The organism is Pseudomonas lalkuanensis (genome assembly GCF_008807375.1).
GTDB lineage: Bacteria > Pseudomonadota > Gammaproteobacteria > Pseudomonadales > Pseudomonadaceae > Metapseudomonas > Metapseudomonas lalkuanensis.
The window spans coordinates 3,477,984-3,494,254 of sequence record NZ_CP043311.1 but is presented as its reverse complement, the minus strand read 5'-3'; the positions used below and the strand labels follow the sequence as shown (position 1 = coordinate 3,494,254).

The window sequence follows — 16,271 nt, the reverse complement described above, 5'->3', positions numbered from 1 at the left end:
ACAAATTCGATTGGCAGCCCTGTGGGCTGCATTCGCGAATGAGTTCGCTCCCACAACGAAGTGGGCTCACGGATCGGTAAAACCCCGCAAATTCCCCGATCTACGCCGTTTGCACCGTCCTGGTGCGGGTAAGCCTTGCACTTTCCATTCCTGAACTAAGCTTTCGGCAGCCCCCGTCCAAAGGACCGCCTCATGAGCGAACCTCTCCTCAGCTTCGACGAACTCAAGCAAGCCGTTGCCAGCGGCGAGATCGACACGGTGCTGGCCTGCATGGTGGACATGCAGGGACGATTGGTTGGCAAACGCTTCCAGGCTGAATTCTTTGTCGACAGCGCCTTCGAGGAGACGCACTGCTGCAACTACCTGCTGGCTGACGACATCGACATGGAGCCGGTGCCGGGCTACGCAGCGGCGAGCTGGAGCAAGGGCTACGGCGACTTCGTGCTGAAGCCCGACATGAGCACCCTGCGCCGGGTGCCCTGGCTGGACTGCACGGCGCTGGTGCTCTGCGATGTACTCGACCATCACCACCGCGAAGACCTGCCCCACAGTCCGCGCGCCATTCTCCGCAAGCAGGTGGCCAGGCTTGCCGAGCGTGGCTATACGGGCATGTTCGCCTCGGAGCTGGAGTTCTATCTGTTCGACGAGAGCTACGACGCCATCCACAGGCGCAACTACAGCCATCCGAAGACGGCATCGCATTACATCGAGGACTACAGCATCCTCCAGACCACCCGCGAGGAACCGGTATTGCGGGCGATCCGCAAGCACCTGCAGGCCTGCGGGGTGCCGGTGGAGAACTCGAAAGGGGAGTGGGGGCCGGGGCAGGAAGAGATCAACGTCCGCTACGCCGACGCCCTGACCATGGCCGACCGCCACGCCATCATCAAGCACGCCTGCAAGGAGATCGCCTACCAGCAGGGCAAGTCGATCACTTTCATGTCCAAGTGGCGCTATGACCTGGCCGGCTCCAGTTGCCACATCCACAGCTCGCTCTGGGACAAGAAAGGCAAGAAGCCGATGTTCTACGATCCCAAGGACGAGTTCGGCATGTCGAAGCTGATGCGTGGCTGGGTGGCCGGGCAGCTCAAGTACGCCAGCGAAGTCACCTATTTCCTCGCGCCCTACATCAACTCCTACAAGCGCTTCCAGGCCGGTACCTTCGCCCCGACCCGAGCGGTCTGGAGTCGTGACAACCGCACCGCCGGCTTCCGCCTCTGCGCCGAGGGCAGCAAGTCGGTGCGCATCGAGTGCCGCATCGGCGGCGCCGACCTCAACCCCTATCTCGCCTTCGCCGCGCTGATCGCCGCGGGGCTGGCGGGCATCGACGAACAACTCGAACTGGCAGCCCCCTTCGAGGGCGATGCCTACATGAACGACCAGCTGCCGGAAGTCGACAAGACCCTGCGCGAGGCCACGGCCGCCCTCAAGGGCTCGGCCATGCTGCGCAAGGCGTTTGGTGACGAGGTGGTCGACCACTACGTGCACACCGCCGAGTGGGAGCAGAAGGAGTACGACCGGCGTATCACCGACTGGGAGCTGCAGCGCGGCTTCGAGCGTTACTGAAGGCTTTGGTGGTCCGGCCAGCGGCGGGTTCGGGCACGTTCGCTGACCGGTTTGCAACGGGGATGGGAGCAGTACGACAGGCTGTCTGAGAGTCGGCGGGGAAGGTGCCCGAACCGCCGCATGGAGCAATCCATTCCCAACAAAGGGCACCCAAGATGAATCCTGAAGGCCAACACGGCTCCACGCATCAGGACGATGACGTCAAGCTGTTGCACAGCATGGGCTATGCCCAGGAGCTGTCGCGACGCATGGGCGGCTTCTCCAACTTCGCCATTTCCTTCTCCATCATCTGCATCCTGTCCGGCGGCATCAACTCGCTGGCCCAGGGCACCTCCGGCGCCGGTGGCGCAGCCATCGGCATCGGCTGGCCCCTGGGCTGCATGATTTCCGGTGTGTTCGCCGTGGCCATGGCGCAGATCGCCTCGGCCTATCCCACGGCCGGTGGGCTGTACCACTGGGGGTCGATTCTCGGCAACCGCTTCACCGGCTGGCTCACCGCCTGGTTCAACCTGCTGGGCCTGGTGACCGTGCTGGGGGCGATCAACGTCGGCACCTATTACTTCTTCTTCGGTTCCTTCGGGCCAATGCTGGGGATGGAAGACACCATCACCACGCGCATCATCTTCCTCGCCATCCTCACCGGCGGGCAGGCGCTCTGTAACCACTTCGGCATCGGGCTCACGGCGAAGCTCACGGACTTTTCCGGCTACCTGATCTTCGCCACGGCCATCGCCCTGACCATCGTCTGCCTGGCGGCCGCGCCAGGTTACGAGTTCTCCCGGCTGTGGACCTTCGGCAACTTCTCCGGCGCGGCCGGTGGCAACGTCTGGCCGGAAGTGTCCAACAGCTGGATCTTCCTCCTCGGCCTGCTACTGCCGATCTACACCATCACCGGCTACGACGCTTCGGCCCACACCTCGGAAGAAACCGTGCAGGCGGCCCATTCGGTGCCGCGCGGCATGGTGATGTCGGTGGTCTGGTCGCTGCTGTTCGGCTGGCTGATGTTGAGCGCCTTCGTGCTGATGCTGCCAAGCATGGAAGAGGCGGCGGCCCAGGGCTGGAACGTGTTCTTCTGGGCCATGGACACCCAGGTGAATTCGACGGTGAAGGAACTGCTCTACCTGGCCATCTTCATTTCGCAGATTCTCTGCGGCCTGGCCACCGTGACCTCGGTATCGCGGATGATCTTCGCCTTCGCCCGTGACGGCGGGCTGCCAGCGTCCCGGGCGCTGGCCAGCGTTTCGCCGGCCCACCGCACCCCGGTGGCGGCTATCTGGACCGGCGCCGCCCTCGCGGTGCTGTTCGTCTGGGGTTCGTCGCTGGTGTCCATCGGCGAGACGCCGGTCTACACCATCGTGGTGTCGTGCACCGTGATCTTCCTGTTCTTCTCCTTCGTCATCCCGATCGTGCTCGGGCTGTTCACCTTCGGCACGGCCAAGTGGCCGCGCATGGGCCCGTGGAATCTCGGGCGCGGCCTGTTCTCGCTGGTGGCGATCCTGTCGATCATCTCGATGGCGCTGATCTTCATCATCGGCATCCAGCCGCCCAACGACTGGGCGCTGTACATCACCATCGGCTTCCTGATCCTCACCGGGATCGTCTGGTTCGCCTTCGAGGCACGGCGCTTCCAGGGGCCGCCGATCGGCGACATGATCGCCAAGCGCCAGGCGGATATCGCTGCGGCGGAAGAGGCGTTGAACCAGTGACCTGCGCCGGCGCCCCCGTCCTGGCGGGAGAGGGGCGCTGCGCCTTCAGTTCGCGGCTTCGATGCGGATGCCGTGCACCACGACCTGATCACCAGGCTTGAAGTGCTTGCCCGGGGAGCGGAAGCGCTGCACCGAGCCGTCATCCATCCTCACCATGTAGGCGGATTCGGCGAGGCCGGTGGCCTGCTGGACCGCCCCGCCACCGAAGTAACCCACCGCAGCACCGGCGATGGCGCCGGCCGGGCCGCCGATGGCACCGACCATCAGTCCGGTCATGCCGCCGCCAGCCTTGCCGGCGGTGGTGTCAGGAACGTCGGAGAGGACTTCCGCAGCGAAGGCGGGAGATGAAGCGAGCAGGACAAGGCACAGGGTGAAGCTGGGGACTGTCATGATGGTTCCCTTCGACTGTTGTATGGCAAAGGGTCCTCGTCACATTCCGTGCCAGAAGTGAAATCTTTCCGGATCAACAACATGCGGCGTGTGATGTCATTTCGACTGCGGTTCGAATGACAGCGTGAGTTGTCATTCCGACCTGTGCCGGTCTAGTCCGTCACCGGCGGCGGCTCGGGCTGCGGAAGGTGGATCGGTGAAGCGTGATCCGCGTTACGAACGGCCCCGGTGATCGCGGAAATACTGGCGGAAGAATTCCACCGTCACGCGGATCTTGGCCGAGGTATCCAGAGGCGCGGCGTACACCGCCCAGATGTTCGCCGGCTGCCGATACTCGGGCAGCACCTGTACCAGGCGTCCGTTCTCCAGGCTTTCGCCCACGTCCCACCAGGAGCGCAGGGCGATGCCGCGTCCGTCCACGGCCCACTGGTGGACGATCTCGCCGTTGTTGGCCGACAAGGGGCCGGTGACCTTCACGTTTTCCTCTCCGGCCGGTCCGTGCAGACGCCAGACGCCGAAGGGGTGGTCGCGCTCCTTGATCACCAGGCAGTCGTGCCCGGCCAGCTCCGCCAGGCTGCCGGGTTCGCCGTGGCGCGCCAGGTAGGAGGGGGCGGCGCAGAGAATGCGGCTGTTTTCGGCCAGCGGCTTGGCGATCAGGTTGGGGGCGATGTTGTCGCCGATGCGGATGTCCAGGTCGAAGCCTTCCTCGATCAGGTCCACCAGCCGGTCGAACAGGTCCAGGCGGATATCCAGCACCGGATAACGTTCCGACAGCGCCGACAGCGCGGGGGCCACCAGGCGCCGGCCCAGGCCGAAGCTGCTGACGATACGCAGCTGCCCGCGCGGTTCCTGGTGCAGCTCGGAGACTTCATCGGTCATCCGTTCCACCGCCTCGAAGATGGTCTGCGCCCAGCGGTACACCCGCTCGCCGTCCTCACTCACGGCCACACGCCGGGTGGTGCGGTGCAGCAGGCGTACGCCGAGGCTTTCCTCCAGCAGGCGGATGCGTTTGCTGACGAAGGCAGGGGAGGTGCCCATCTCGCTGGCGACGGCGGCGAAGCTGGAGCGGCGGGCGACGAGGACGAAGACGCGGAGGTCTTCCAGGTTTGGCAGACTATTCACGATTCGTGTCTTATCTATCAATGATGTGCTGGATTATCTTTGTAGCGCGTCCTTATAGCATGGTCGTCACCCCGCCTGAACAGGGCGCCTTCAGCAAGGGCACGACCAGATGAACAAGAAGACATTCAAGATCGCCGCCATCCCCGGCGACGGCATCGGCAACGAAGTTCTCCCCGAGGGCCTGCGGGTCGTCGAAGCGGCGGCCCGCAAGTGGGGCCTGGACCTTTCCTTCGAGACCATCGAGTGGGCCAGCTGCGACTACTACCTGCAGCATGGCAAGATGATGCCGGACGACTGGTTCGAGCGCCTGAAGGGCTTCGACGCCCTCTACTTTGGCGCCGTGGGCTGGCCGGACAAGGTGCCCGACCACATTTCCCTCTGGGGCTCGCTGCTGAAGTTCCGCCGCGATTTCGACCAGTACGTGAACATCCGCCCGGTGCGCCTATTCCCCGGCGTGCCGTGCCCGCTGGCCGGTCGTGAGCCCGGCGATATCGATTTCGTGGTGATCCGCGAGAACACCGAAGGCGAGTACTCCTCCCTGGGTGGGCGCATGTTCGAAGGCACCGAGCATGAGTTCGTGCTGCAGGAGTCGGTGTTCACCCGTCGTGGTGTCGATCGCATCCTCAAGTACGCCTTCGACCTGGCCCAGACCCGCGAGCGCAAGCAGCTGACCGCCGCCACCAAATCCAACGGCATGGCGGTGAGCATGCCCTACTGGGACGAGCGGGTGGCCGCGATGGCCGAGAAGTACCCTGAGATCAAGTGGGACAAGCAGCACATCGACATCCTCTGCGCACGCTTCGTACTGCAGCCGGATCGCTTCGACGTGGTGGTGGCCTCCAACCTGTTCGGCGACATTCTCTCCGACCTGGGCCCGGCCTGTGCCGGCACCATCGGTATCGCGCCGTCGGCCAACCTCAACCCGGAGCGCAACTTCCCGTCGCTGTTCGAGCCGGTGCACGGTTCGGCCCCGGACATCTACGGCCGCAACATCGCCAACCCCATCGCCATGATCTGGTCCGGCGCGTTGATGCTGGATTTCCTCGGCAACGGCGACGAGCGCTACAAGGCCGCCCACGACGGCATCCTGCGTGCCATCGAGCAAGTGATCGCCGAAGGCCCGGTGACGCCGGACCTGGGCGGCAAGGCCTCGACCCAGGAAGTGGGCAAGGCCGTCGCTGACGCACTGTAAGACTCATCCGGCCGCCCCGTGAAAACCAGGCGGCCGGTGCTTTTCCGCAGGTGACAAGCGGCGTGCAAACTGTCCGACAGGAGTTGCTTAAAGGGATATTTTCGGACAAGCTGTTAACCAATGGATTAACGTAAACCAATGATTAACAAATAGCGTAGTCCGGTGGCCCCCTGCCTGATGGGGCGCCGGGTTATCCAGTTTCAGGAGACATCGATGTCCAACAACAATAAGAAAGACATGTTCTTGATCACGGCGAGCCTGATTGCCGTGGCCCTGACCGTGATCGGCCTTGCTGCGTTCCCTGCCGAGTCGGAGGCCATGGCCAACCGGCTCTTCGAGATTTCCACCCGCACCTTCGGCACCACCGTGCAGCTGTTCGTGTTCGGCACTGCCCTTGCCGTGCTGTACCTGGCGTTCAGCAAGTACGGCAACATCCGCTTGGGCAACGGCAAGCCCGAGTACACGAACATGACCTGGGTGTTCATGTTCATCTGCGCCGGCATGGGCTCCTCGACCCTCTACTGGGGCGTGATGGAGTGGGCGTACTACTACCAGACCCCTGGCCTGAACATCGCTGCCGGCAGCCGCGAAGCGCTGGACTTCAGCGTCAGCTATTCCTTCTTCCACTGGGGCATCAGCGCCTGGTCGCTCTATGCGCTGTCGTCGCTGGCGCTCGCCTATCACTTCCACGTGCGCAAGAAGAGCGGTCTGGGCCTGGCTTCGATCATCGAAGCGGTCACCGGCTTCCGCGCCAATGGGCCGGTTGGCCGTCTGGTGGACCTGATCTTCCTGCTCACCATGTTCGGCGCGCTGACCGTCTCCCTGGCGCTCACCGCTTCCACCCTGACTCGCGGCCTGTCCGGCCTCACCGGCATTCCGGATACTTTCGTCACCCAACTGGTGGTGATCGGCGTCGTGGCGGTGATCTTCTCCCTGAGCTCCTACATCGGCATTGACGGCGGCATGCAGCGCCTGTCGAAGATGGTGTGCGTCGGCGCCCTGGCCTTCGCTGGCGTGGTGTTCCTGGTCGGTCCGACCCAGTTCACCCTGAACAACACCGCCAATGCCATCGGCCTGATGATCCAGAACTACGTGCACATGAGCCTGTTCACCGACCCGGCGGGCGACGGTGCCTTCACCCGCAACTGGACGGTGTTCTACTGGCTGTGGTGGGTGTCCTACGCGCCGGGCGTGGCGATGTTCGTGACCCGCGTATCCAAGGGCCGCAAGATCAAGGAAGTGGTCGCCGCGCTGCTGCTCGGCGGGAGCGTGGGCTGCTGGTTCTTCTTCGGCGCACTGGAAAGCTACAGCATGCACCAGTTCATCACCGGCGCCATCGACGTGCCGCGCATTCTCAGCGAGCAGGGCGGTGAGACCGCCGTGGAAATGCTCCTGACGGCGCTGCCCTTCGGCAAGGTGTTCCTGGCGGTGTACCTGTTCATCATGGCGGTGTTCTGCGCCTCCCACATGGACGCAGCGGCCTACGCCGTGGCGGCCACCAGCACCCGCAACCTGCAAGAAGGCCAGGACCCGACCCCGACCCACCGCCTGTTCTGGTGCGTGATGCTGACCCTGATCCCGCTGGCCATGCTGTTCGCCAAGGCGTCGCTGTCGACCATGAAGACCGCCGTGGTGCTGACCGCGATCCCCTTCCTGGTGATCCTGCTGACCAAGATCTACGGCTTCTTCAAGTGGATGATCCAGGACTACGGCAGCATGCCAGCCCACCTGATCGAGGAAGAAGCGGTACGCCGCGGCCTGGACGAAAGCGTCGAGCCGCCGAAAGCGGAGGAAGGCGTGCGCCTGAGCACCGCCACCGCACAGTGAGTCGAGTTGTGCCGGCACAGGGACGTGCCGGGTGGTGCCTCTGCAGGTTGGGCCGGGTGGCGTTCCGCTGAGCGATGCGACGCCCAACGATTCGGCATGACTTTCATGTGCCACGTCGGGCCTCGAAGGGCTCGGACCAACCTGGGCCCAAAAAATTTTGCCCGATCTGTTAACTGATAGATTTGTGTTAACCAAAAGTAAAAAAGCTGTTATGGCCCGGCCCGAACCGGCGCCCTTAATGCCTGGAGTACATAAGATGAACGATATCCAACGCCTCCCTGCCGACTTCTGTGCCAACGCCGATGAGGCCTACACCATTCCTGCCAGCTACTACACCCGTCCGGAAGTCTTCGATTTCGAAAAGGAGAAGATATTCGCCAACAGCTGGGTCTGCGTCGGCCATCGCAGCGAAGTGGCAGAGAACAACGCTTACATCACCCGCGAGTACATCGGCGAGAGCATCATCGTCGTGCGCGGCCGCGACGCTGAACTGCGCGCCTTCTATAACGTCTGCCCGCACCGTGGCCACCAGTTGCTGCAGGGCGACGGCAAGGCGAAGAACGTCATCACCTGCCCGTACCATGCCTGGACCTTCAAGCTCGACGGCGAGCTGGCCCATGCGCGCAACTGCGACCACGTCGCCAACTTCGACAAGGCCAACTCCAGCCTGGTGCAGCTGCGCGTGGAGGAGTACGCCGGCTTCATCTTCGTCAACATGAACAAGGACGCCGGCTCCGTAGAAGAGCAGCTGCCGGGCCTCGAAGCCCGCCTGCGCCAGGCCTGCCCGGTGGTGGACGACCTGCACCTGGCGGCCCGTTTCGTCACCGAGACCCCGGCCAACTGGAAGTCCATCGTCGACAACTACATGGAGTGCTACCACTGCGCCCCGGCCCACCCGGGCTTCTCCGACTCCGTCGATGTCGGCCAGTACACCCACACCATGCACGGCAACTGGTCGCTGCAGTACGGCCTGGCCAAACCGTCGGAGAAGTCCTTCAAGTTCGACGAGTCGGTGAAGGACCCGTCCTTCAGCGGCTTCTGGGTCTGGCCCTGCACCATGTTCAACGCGCCGCCTGGCGGCAACTTCATGACCGTGATCTACGAGTTCCCGGTCAGCGCCGAAGTGACCCTGCAGCACTACGACATCTACTTCCTGAACAAGGACATCACCCCCGAGCAGCAGTCGCTGATCGAGTGGTACCGCGACGTGTTCCGTCCGGAAGACCTGCGCCTGGTGGAAAGCGTGCAGAAGGGCCTGAAGTCCCGTGGCTACCGGGGCCAGGGCCGGATCATGGTGGACAGCCAGCGCAGCGGCCAGAGCGAGCACGGCATCGCTCACTTCCACAACCTGATCGCCGTCGCCCACCTGGACCGTTGATGGCCGTGGTCGCCGCCTGCGTGCGGCGGCCCGTGTCGCGAAGAGGAATTACCGAGTGAACCTGAAAGACAACGACCTGTTCCGCCAGCAGGCCTTCATCGCCGGCACCTGGTGCGACGCCGACGACGGCCGCACGGTGGACGTGACCGACCCGGCCAGCGGCGAGCTGCTGGGCCGCGTGCCGAACATGGGCGGCAGTGAAACCCTGCGCGCCATCGAGGCCGCCGACGCCGCGCTGCCGGCCTGGCGTGCCCGCACCGCCAAGGAACGCGCGCAGATCCTGCGCCGCTGGTTCGAGCTGATGCTCCGGCACGAAGACGACCTGGCACGCCTGATGACCCTGGAGCAAGGCAAACCGCTTGCCGAAGCCGTGGGCGAAATCCGCTATGCCGCGTCCTTCATCGAGTGGTTCGCCGAAGAGGGGAAGCGCATCTATGGCGACGTGATTCCTTCGCCGGCCGGCGACAAGCGCCTGGTGGTGGTCAAGCAGGGCATCGGTGTTTGCGCCGCCATCACGCCCTGGAACTTCCCATCGGCCATGATCACCCGCAAGGTGGCGCCGGCCCTGGCGGCGGGCTGCACCATCGTGGTCAAGCCGGCCAACGAGACCCCGTTCTCCGCCCTGGCACTGGCCGAACTGGCGAAACGCGCAGGCGTGCCGGACGGCGTGCTCAGCATCGTCACCGGCGATGCGGTGGCCATCGGTGCCCAGCTCACCAGCCACCCGCTGGTGCGCAAGCTGAGCTTCACCGGCTCCACGCCAGTAGGCCGCCTGCTGATGGGCCAGTGCGCACCCACCATCAAGAAGGTTTCCCTGGAGCTGGGCGGTAACGCGCCCTTCATCGTCTTCGACGACGCGGATATCGATGCCGCCGTGGAAGGGGCGTTGGTCGCCAAGTACCGCAACGCCGGCCAGACCTGCGTCTGCGTCAACCGCTTCTACGTGCATGACGCCGTCTACGACGCCTTCGCCGAGCGCTTCGCCGCCCGCGTGCGCGGCCTGCGCGTCGGTCACGGCCTGGAAGGCGCGACCCAGATCGGTCCGCTGATCACCGGCAAGGCGCTGGACAAGGTGCAGAGCCTGATCGCCGACGCGGTGGAGAAGGGCGCCGATATCCTGGTGGGCGGCGATGGCCACGAACTGGGCGGCAACTTCCTGCAGCCCACGGTGCTGACCGGCGTGGCGCCGGGCATGCAGCTGCTGGACGAGGAAATCTTCGGCCCGGTGGCGCCCCTGGTGCGCTTCTCCTCAGATGAAGAAGTGGTGCGCTTCGCCAACGACACCCTCTACGGCCTGGCGGCCTACTTCTACAGCCGCGACATCGGCCGCGTGTGGAAGATCGCCGAGCAGCTGGAGTACGGCATGGTCGGCATCAACACCGGCCTGATCTCCAACGAGGTGGCTCCCTTCGGTGGCGTCAAGCAGTCCGGCCTTGGCCGCGAAGGCTCGAAATACGGCATCGAGGACTACCTGGAAATGAAGTACCTGTGCCTCGCTGTCTGACGGCGGGCACCACGCACCATCAGGGCGGCGCCCAGCGCCGCCCGCAGTCGCAACAGAGGTGAGCGATGGCCAACTCCTATGAAATGATGTCTGCCCGCGTGACCGCGGTGGAACAGGCGACCCCCCAGATCAAGCGCTTCACCCTGGAGCGCGCCGACGGCCAGCCGTTGCCGGCCTTTACCGGCGGCAGTCACATCATCGTGCAGATGAAGGGCGCCGACGGCCGCCAGTTCAGTAACGCCTACTCGCTGATGAGCGACCCGGCCGACACCTCCAGCTACCAGATCGGCGTGCGCCTGGAAGAACAGTCCAAGGGCGGTTCGGCCTTCATGCACCAGCAGGTCGAAGTGGGCACCGAGCTGGTCATCTCCAGCCCCAACAACCTCTTCGCCATCGACCCGGCCGCTGGCAGGCACGTGCTGATCGCCGGTGGCATCGGCATCACGCCGTTCCTCGCCCAGCTCCCCGAGTTGCGCGCCCAGGGCGCCCGCTACGAACTGCATTACGCCTTCCGCAGCCCGGAACACGGCGCCTTCCAGGGTGAACTGGCCGACGGCCCGCACGCCCAGCAGGTGCGCTTCTATGTCGACAGCCTGGGTACCTCGCTGAACCTGGCCGGACTCATCGGCGGCCTGGACGCGGATGCCCATGTCTACGTCTGCGGTCCCAAGCCGCTGATCGACGCGGTGATCGCCACCGCCAAGGCCCAGGGCATCCCCGACGCTCGTGTGCACTGGGAACAGTTCGCCGCCGCACCGGCCACCGGTGGCGCCTTCACGGTGGTGCTGGCCCAGTCCGGCCGCGAGCTGCAGGTGGAGGAGGGCATGACCATCCTCCAGGCCATCGAGAAATCCAACGCCGCCCAGGTGGAATGCCTGTGCCGCGAGGGTGTTTGCGGCACCTGCGAGACCCGCATCCTCGAAGGGGAAGCCGAACACTTCGACCAGTACCTCTCCGATGACGAGAAAGCCGCCCAGCAGACCATGATGCTGTGCGTCTCCCGCGCGAAGGGGCAGCGTCTTGTTCTAGACCTGTAAGGCGGCGGGATGGGGCGGAGCTGGCGACGTGTATACTGCGTCGCCTGGCTCAGGGACATGCTCGCCATGACAGAAAACAGCTTCGCCTTCCGCCTCAAAGAACTGCTCGAACACCAGAAACTGACGCTCCAGGCCGTGGCCACGGTGCTCGGCATCTCGCGTACAGCTGTACACAAGTGGACCCGTGGCGGCGAGATCGACTATGACAACCTGCGCAAGCTGGCCAGCTTCCTCAAGGTCAACTGGATCTGGCTGCGCTATGGCGACGAAGCCCTGCAGGACGCCCAGCACGTGGAGGTGCAGGACCTGCCCATGACCGATGTGCGGCGCAAGTACACCGCCGAGATCATGGAAAGCGAAGCGCGCATGAAGCTGGCCCAGGAAAGCGCCGGCATCGTGAACTGGGAATGGAACCTGATCACCGACGAAGTCTCATACTCGGCCAACGTCGAGGCCGTATACGGCTGGCCGGTGCGCCGCAATGAAGACTTCTGGTGCCACCTGCATCCCGACGACGTCAACGCGCTGCAGGCCATCTACCGCGAGTGCGTGGCCGAGGGCAAAGGCTACGAGTTCGACTTCCGCATCTTCCATCCCAATGGCGAGCAACGCTGGATCACCTCCCGCGCCACGTCGTTGCAGGACGCTTCCGGCCGCTCGGTGAAGATGGTCGGCATCAGCCTGGACAGCACCGAACGCAAGCGGGTGGAGGACGAACTGCGCCAGAGCGAGGAACGCTTCCGCGCCATATTCGAACTGGCTGGCGGCGCCCTGGCCTACATCGGCCTGGACGGGCAATGGCAGCGGGTCAACCAGCCGCTGTGCGAGCTGCTGGGCTACAGCGCCGAGGAACTTGCCGGCCTGACCTTCCAGGAGCTGACCCATCCCGACGACCTCTCCGCCAACCTGGCCCAGGTCCAGCGCCTGCTGGATGGCCAGGAAACCGTCAGCACCATGGAAAAACGCTTCCGCCGCAAGGACGGCAGCACCATCTGGGTGAAGGTCCGCACCTCCGTCCAGCGCAACCCCCGCGACGGCAGCCCGGAACACATGATCAGCGTCTACGACGACATCACCGCCCTGCGCGCGGAACGCCAGGCGCTGGAGGCCCGGGTCGAAGAACTGGAGCAGCAGCTGCGGGCCCTCAAGGGCTGATGCCGCGAAATCGCCAATAAATTCGCTCCCACATGCAGGGAGTCCCCGGGCAGCACGGAATTGCCAGTGTGACTCACCCCTCTCCACTTCAGGGAGAAGGGCCGGGGGGAGGGCGCCTACCGCCACCTCGGACGATCAGGGCAGCCCTTCGGCCTGCCTGGCGAATGAATTCGCCCCCGCAGAGCCAACTGCCCCCACAGTAAAGGCACCAGCCCGAGCGGCGTCAGTCCCGCCGCGCATAACTCTCCGTCAGCAGCTCCCACTGATGCCCGTCCGGCTCGTTCCAGTAGACGATGGAGCCGCCATGTTCCCTGTCCACCTGATGGTCGACCGGCCCATGGACGGCACTGCGATAATCGATGCCTGCTGCCCGGATGCGCCCCAGGATCGCCTCGAATTCCTCCGGGCTCACCCGGAAGCAGTAGTGGATCAGCGGGAAAGGCTCGCCCCATTGGTCAAAGTCCAGGGTCAGCCCGTCGTTCACATACACCGGCGCAAATGGCCCGATGCCGGTCGCCGACCAGGGCACATCGAGCAGTTCGGCCAGGAGTTTCGCGGAGCGCAGCTTGTCCCGCGCGGGCACCATCAGGTGGTCGAGTTGAATGGCCATGGCAACCTCCTTGCAGGTTTGCGCCTTCCATCCCCGAACTAACTGCAGCGCACGCCCCCCGTCCCCGCCAGCCGGACCGACGAGGGGTCAGTGCTGTTCGCCAGCCCGCTTGAGCAGCTTCTTGCAGCGCTCGGACAGGTGCACCACGCGCAGGTGCTTGCCGGCCTTGGCGTAGCGCTCGCGCAGGGTTCTCAGCGCGGCGATGGCCGAGTAGTCGACGAAGCTCAGGTGCTGGCAGTCCAGGGTCACCTGGGCGGGGTCGCCGGCCGGGTCGAACTGGTTGAGGAAGGGCGTGCTGGAGGCGAAGAACAGCGTGCCGTGGACGCGATACAGCTTGCTGCCATCGGCCTCGTCGTGGCTGTCGGCATAGAGCTCGCGGGCGTGCTGCCAGGCGAAGTTCAGTGCGGCGATGATGATGCCGCAGAGCACGGCGGTGGCGAGGTCAGTGAACACGGTGATGACGGTCACGGCGACTATCACCAGGACGTCGTTCAGCGGCACCTTGCCGGCCACCCGCAGCGAGCCCCAGGCGAATGTCTGTTGGGCCACCACGAACATCACGCCCACCAGCGCCGCCAGCGGAATGCGCTCGATCAGCGGCGAGAGGAACAGCACGAAGAGCAGGATCATCACTCCGGCAATCACCCCGGAAACTCGCCCACGGCCGCCGGAGCTGAGGTTGATCACCGTCTGGCCGATCATGGCGCAGCCGCCCATGCCGCCGAAGGCACCCGAGACGATGTTGGCCGCACCGAGGGCCACGCATTCCCGGTCCGGGAAGCCACGGCTCTCGGTGATCTCGTCGGTGAGATTGAGGGTCAGCAGGGTTTCCAGCAGGCCCACCAGCGCCATCAGCACCGCGTAGGGTGTGACGATCCTCAGGGTCTCCAGATTCCAGGGGATGTCCGGCAATGCCAGCGCGGGCAGCCCGCCGGCGATGTGCGCCATATCGCCCAGGGTGCGGGTAGGAAGGCCAAGCAGGTAGACCAGCAGGCCGACGCCGAGGATCGCCACCAGGGCCGGCGGTACCACGCGGGTCAGGCGTGGCAGCAGGTAGACGATGGCCATCGTCAGCACCACCAGGCCCAGCATCAGGTACAGCGGATTGCCGCTCAGCCAGTCTTCTCCCGCCTTGAAATGCTCCAGCTGGGCAAGCGCAATGATGATGGCCAGGCCGTTCACGAAGCCGAGCATCACCGGGTAGGGCACCATCCGCACCAGCTTGCCGAGGCGCAGCAGTCCGAAGGCGATCATGATCAGGCCGCCCAGCAGCACCGTGGCGAGCAGGTACTGCACGCCGTGCTGCACCACCAGGGCGACGATCACTACGGCCATCGAGCCCGCCGCCCCGGAAACCATGCCCGGCCGGCCGCCGAACAGGGCGGTCAGGGTGCAGATGATGAAGGCGCCGTACAGACCCATCAGCGGATTGAGATGGGCGACCAGGGCAAAGGCGATGCATTCGGGGACGAGCGCGAAGGACGTGGTGAGTCCGGCCAGGACATCGGCGCGCAGGCGGGCTGGTTTCATGCTGTACCTGAATCAAAGGGCCGGCGGCACCGGCCACGGGAATGGCAAAGGGGGGGCGGATGATACGGAGATGGTGCTGACCCGGCCAGTCGATCGGTCCCGTAGGGTGCGCCGCGCGCACCGGGGAGCAGGCTCGGTGTTGAAACCATCGCCTCGGTGCGCACGGCGCGCCCTGCCTCCGAATGCGGGTGACGGGGTATCGGCGAGCAGGGCTCGTTCCTACGACCGGTTCCTGGGCTTGGGCGCCGACTTGTTCCAGCGCCGCTCGATTGCGCCACTCGACGCGGCCTTCAGCAATCGCTTGAAGGTCGGGCATTCCGAATGGCTCGGCGCCGGGCAGGCCGCAGCATGACGCAGGCCGTCGCTCATGGCTTTCAAGCGCTTGACCAGCGCATCGATCTCATCGGCCCTGGCCGCGAGCAACTCACGGTCGATGTCCGGTTCGCCGTTGGGCGAGAACATCGAGCGGATCTCATCCAGCGACAGCCCCGCCGCCTGGCCGAGGGAGATGAGCGCCAACTGATCGAGAATGCCGGGCGCGAACCAGCGCCGGGTTCCCTGCTGGCTGAGGGATGTGATCAGGCCTTTTTTCTCGTAGTAACGCAGCGTCGATGAAGGCAGCCCCGTGCGTCGGGCGACCTCGGCAATGTCCATCTGTGATCCCTTGACTTGAAGTTGACTTCAACTTCTAGAGTGGCCCCGACACCACCCACCGTCAACGCACAAGGGGCTCACATGAACGACATCATCACGGTGACCTGCATCGGAATCGGCGCCACCGCCGTCATGGATATCTGGCTGGTCTTCCTCAAGCGGTTGGGTGTCCAGACGCTCAATTTCGGCTTCATCGGCCGCTGGATAGGCCACCTGTTGCGTGGCCGCTTCAGTCACGAGGCCATAGCCAAGGCAGAGGCCATCCCCGGTGAACTGGCTCTTGGCTGGTTCACCCACTACGCCATCGGCGTTGCCTTTGCGGCCCTGCTGGTGGGGCTTGCCGGCGTCGACTGGGCCGCCAGTCCGACGCCACTGCCCGCGCTGCTGCTGGGCATGGGTACGGTGGCCGCGCCCCTGTTGGTCATGCAGCCCGCCATGGGGGCGGGATTCTTCGCCAGCAAGACGCCTACGCCGCTGAAGAACTGCCTGCGCAGCCTGGCCAACCACAGCGTCTTCGGCCTGGGCCTTTTCCTTGCCGCTGTCCTGCTGGGCTGGGCCACCCGCTGAGTCCGGCTCTCCTCATCACTGCAAATGGGATCA

General features: G+C 64.8%; 14 protein-coding genes. 9 read left to right on the top strand and 5 right to left on the bottom strand.

What is annotated here, in order from left to right:
* Window positions 1-192: 192 nt before the first annotated feature.
* Both FXN65_RS16275 and FXN65_RS16270 read left to right on the top strand, forming a co-directional pair.
* Window positions 193-1,566 carry a glutamine synthetase family protein gene (locus FXN65_RS16275; protein WP_151134253.1) on the top strand — a complete coding sequence of 458 codons (1,374 nt, stop codon included), beginning with the start codon at window positions 193-195 and terminating at the stop codon, window positions 1,564-1,566.
* A 155-nt stretch (window positions 1,567-1,721) separates the two neighbouring features.
* Window positions 1,722-3,272 carry an amino acid permease gene (locus FXN65_RS16270; RefSeq protein ID WP_151134251.1) on the top strand — a complete coding sequence of 517 codons (1,551 nt, stop codon included), beginning with the start codon at window positions 1,722-1,724 and terminating at the stop codon, window positions 3,270-3,272.
* 45 nt (window positions 3,273-3,317) lie between these two features.
* Here FXN65_RS16270 and FXN65_RS16265 read toward each other — a convergent pair whose 3' ends face one another.
* Complete coding sequence (locus FXN65_RS16265) at window positions 3,318-3,662, bottom strand: hypothetical protein (protein WP_151134248.1); 345 nt, start codon at window positions 3,660-3,662, stop codon at window positions 3,318-3,320.
* Between the two features lie 213 nt (window positions 3,663-3,875).
* Complete coding sequence (locus tag FXN65_RS16260; RefSeq protein ID WP_151134245.1) at window positions 3,876-4,784, bottom strand: LysR substrate-binding domain-containing protein; 909 nt, start codon at window positions 4,782-4,784, stop codon at window positions 3,876-3,878.
* Window positions 4,785-4,893: 109 nt separating this feature from the next.
* Here FXN65_RS16260 and FXN65_RS16255 point away from each other — a divergent pair, with 109 nt between their 5' ends.
* The 6 genes from FXN65_RS16255 to FXN65_RS16230 all read left to right on the top strand — a co-directional run bounded on the left by FXN65_RS16255 (window position 4,894) and on the right by FXN65_RS16230 (window position 12,877).
* Window positions 4,894-5,976: a tartrate dehydrogenase gene (locus tag FXN65_RS16255; RefSeq protein WP_151134242.1), complete on the top strand. Its 1,083-nt coding sequence runs from the start codon at window positions 4,894-4,896 to the stop codon at window positions 5,974-5,976.
* A gap of 213 nt (window positions 5,977-6,189) precedes the next feature.
* Window positions 6,190-7,803 carry a BCCT family transporter gene (locus FXN65_RS16250; RefSeq protein ID WP_151134239.1) on the top strand — a complete coding sequence of 538 codons (1,614 nt, stop codon included), beginning with the start codon at window positions 6,190-6,192 and terminating at the stop codon, window positions 7,801-7,803.
* A gap of 256 nt (window positions 7,804-8,059) precedes the next feature.
* Entirely contained in the window at window positions 8,060-9,181 is a 1,122-nt protein-coding gene (locus tag FXN65_RS16245; protein WP_151134235.1) for an aromatic ring-hydroxylating oxygenase subunit alpha, read from the top strand.
* Between the two features lie 55 nt (window positions 9,182-9,236).
* Window positions 9,237-10,685, top strand: a complete 1,449-nt coding sequence (gene gabD / locus FXN65_RS16240) for an NADP-dependent succinate-semialdehyde dehydrogenase (RefSeq protein WP_151134232.1) — start codon at window positions 9,237-9,239, stop codon at window positions 10,683-10,685.
* Between the two features lie 65 nt (window positions 10,686-10,750).
* Window positions 10,751-11,722 (top strand): PDR/VanB family oxidoreductase, encoded by a 972-nt coding sequence (locus FXN65_RS16235; protein ID WP_151134229.1) that lies wholly within the window; start codon window positions 10,751-10,753, stop codon window positions 11,720-11,722.
* A 66-nt stretch (window positions 11,723-11,788) separates the two neighbouring features.
* Window positions 11,789-12,877, top strand: coding sequence for a helix-turn-helix domain-containing protein (locus tag FXN65_RS16230; RefSeq protein ID WP_151134226.1), 1,089 nt, complete (start codon window positions 11,789-11,791; stop codon window positions 12,875-12,877).
* Window positions 12,878-13,100: 223 nt separating this feature from the next.
* Here FXN65_RS16230 and FXN65_RS16225 read toward each other — a convergent pair whose 3' ends face one another.
* The 3 genes from FXN65_RS16225 to FXN65_RS16215 all read right to left on the bottom strand — a co-directional run bounded on the left by FXN65_RS16225 (window position 13,101) and on the right by FXN65_RS16215 (window position 15,671).
* On the bottom strand, window positions 13,101-13,487 hold the full coding sequence (locus FXN65_RS16225) for a VOC family protein (RefSeq protein WP_151134224.1): 387 nt from the start codon (window positions 13,485-13,487) through the stop codon (window positions 13,101-13,103).
* Window positions 13,488-13,574: 87 nt separating this feature from the next.
* Entirely contained in the window at window positions 13,575-15,017 is a 1,443-nt protein-coding gene (locus FXN65_RS16220; RefSeq protein WP_151134221.1) for a SulP family inorganic anion transporter, read from the bottom strand.
* A gap of 219 nt (window positions 15,018-15,236) precedes the next feature.
* Complete coding sequence (locus tag FXN65_RS16215) at window positions 15,237-15,671, bottom strand: helix-turn-helix domain-containing protein (protein WP_151134218.1); 435 nt, start codon at window positions 15,669-15,671, stop codon at window positions 15,237-15,239.
* A gap of 81 nt (window positions 15,672-15,752) precedes the next feature.
* Here FXN65_RS16215 and FXN65_RS16210 point away from each other — a divergent pair, with 81 nt between their 5' ends.
* Window positions 15,753-16,238, top strand: coding sequence for a DUF2938 domain-containing protein (locus FXN65_RS16210; RefSeq protein ID WP_151134215.1), 486 nt, complete (start codon window positions 15,753-15,755; stop codon window positions 16,236-16,238).
* The last annotated feature ends 33 nt before the right edge of the window (window positions 16,239-16,271 follow it).